Raw genomic sequence first — 1,587 nt, 5'->3', positions numbered from 1 at the left:
CGTCCGTGCCGCCGCCGGCCGGGAACGGCACGACGAGGTTGACCGGCTTGGCCGGCCAGGGGTCGGCCGCCAACACCCGGCCGGTGGCCAGCGCCAGGCCGGCCGCGGCCGCGCCACGCAGCACGCCGCGGCGCTGCAAAGGGGAATGGTTCATGGTGTCTGTCTCCTGTCGTTGTGGGTCTTTGTCATGCATGCAAGGAAGGCGCGCTCATGGCGCCGGTGCCATCTGACCCGCGGGGCGAAAGGCTCGGGCGCTTTCCTTCATGGCGCGCACCGGCCTTTTTTTTTTCTGCCCCGCTCACACCGCCTCAGTCCCGGCACAGGCTCTCGATGTCTCCCGACATCGGCACGCGGCCCTGCGCCAGCAGGCCGCGGTGTTTGTCGATCCGCTTGAGATCGTAGAGATAGTTGACCATCAGGCCGAACGATTGCTTGAGGCCCTTGGACGACGGGTCGCCCGCCCAGTTCAGGCGCTCCACGCGCGCGCCGTTGCCCAGGTGAAAGCGCGCCACCGGGTCCACCGGCTTGCCCTCTTGCAGCTCGCGCCCCAGGTAGCGCGCGGCGCACTGCAGCAGCAGCTGGCGCACGGGCGATTTCGGGGGCAGCTCCAGCGCCTTGTCGGCCGCGGCCAGCACGTGGGCGGCCTGGGGCGGCTCGAACCCCACGGCCTTGCCCAGCTCGGCACGGCGCTTGTCATCGAGCGCATCGAGCGCGGCGGCGCAGTGCTTGGACAGCCACGAACGGAATCCCGGGATCGGCGACAGCGTGGCGAAGGTGCGCAGGCGCGGAAACTCCGCGTTCAGCGTCTCCACCACGTGCTTGATGAGCGAATCGCCGAAGCTCACGCCGCGCAGCCCCGTCTGCGTGTTGCTGATCGAGTAGAAGATCGCCGTGGTCGCCTTCGACAGGTCGGACGGCGCCGCGCCCTCGTCCAGCAGCGGCGTGATGCTGCTGGACAGGTCGGCCACCAGCGCCACCTCCACGAAGATCAGCGGCTCGTTGGGCAGGCGCGGGTGGAAGAAGCCGTAGCAGCGCCGGTCGCTGTCCAGCCGGTTCTTCAGGTCCGCCCAGCTGCGGATGTCGTGCACCGCCTCGTACTTGATGAGCTTTTCGATCAGCGAGGCGGGCGAATCCCACGACAGGCGCTTCAGCTCCAGGAACGCCACGTCGAACCAGGTGGAAAACAGCTGCTCCAGCTCGGCATCGAGCGCGAGCAGCCGCTTGTCGCCCTTGAGCTGCGGCAGCAGCTCGGCCCGCAGGTCGAGCAGAAAGCGCATGCCGTTCGGAAACACCGCAAAGCGCTGCAGCAGCCGCGTGCGCGGCGACACCAGCGCGCGGCGCAGGTGGATCTCGGCATGGGCCTCCTCGGCCGTGCCGGCCGCCGCCTCGTAGCGCTGGCGCGCCGACTTGAAACGCGTGGCGTCGGGCGCGAACTGCTCGCACAGCAGCAGCCACATGTCGCGGCGCTCCTCGGGCTCGGCCGCGTGGTACCAGGCGGCGACGGCCTCGGCGCGGCGCCCGCCCTCGACCTCGCTCACCTGCGGCGCGCCCACCTCCTGCAGGTCGGCCAGCCAGGCGCCGCAGCGC

General features: G+C 70.3%; 2 protein-coding genes. Both read right to left on the bottom strand.

Features of this window, described 5'->3' with window-relative positions:
- Nucleotides 1-154: twin-arginine translocation signal domain-containing protein (locus AC27KI_RS24440; RefSeq protein ID WP_487116343.1), on the bottom strand; the 154-nt coding region annotated here is incomplete at its 3' end.
- 154 nt (nucleotides 155-308) lie between these two features.
- Nucleotides 309-1,587: malonyl-CoA decarboxylase (locus AC27KI_RS24435; protein ID WP_487116341.1), on the bottom strand; the 1,279-nt coding region annotated here is incomplete at its 5' end.

It is taken from the genome of Acidovorax sp. KPB24-03 (assembly GCF_057546605.1).
This window is presented reverse-complemented; position numbering and strand designations above follow the sequence as displayed.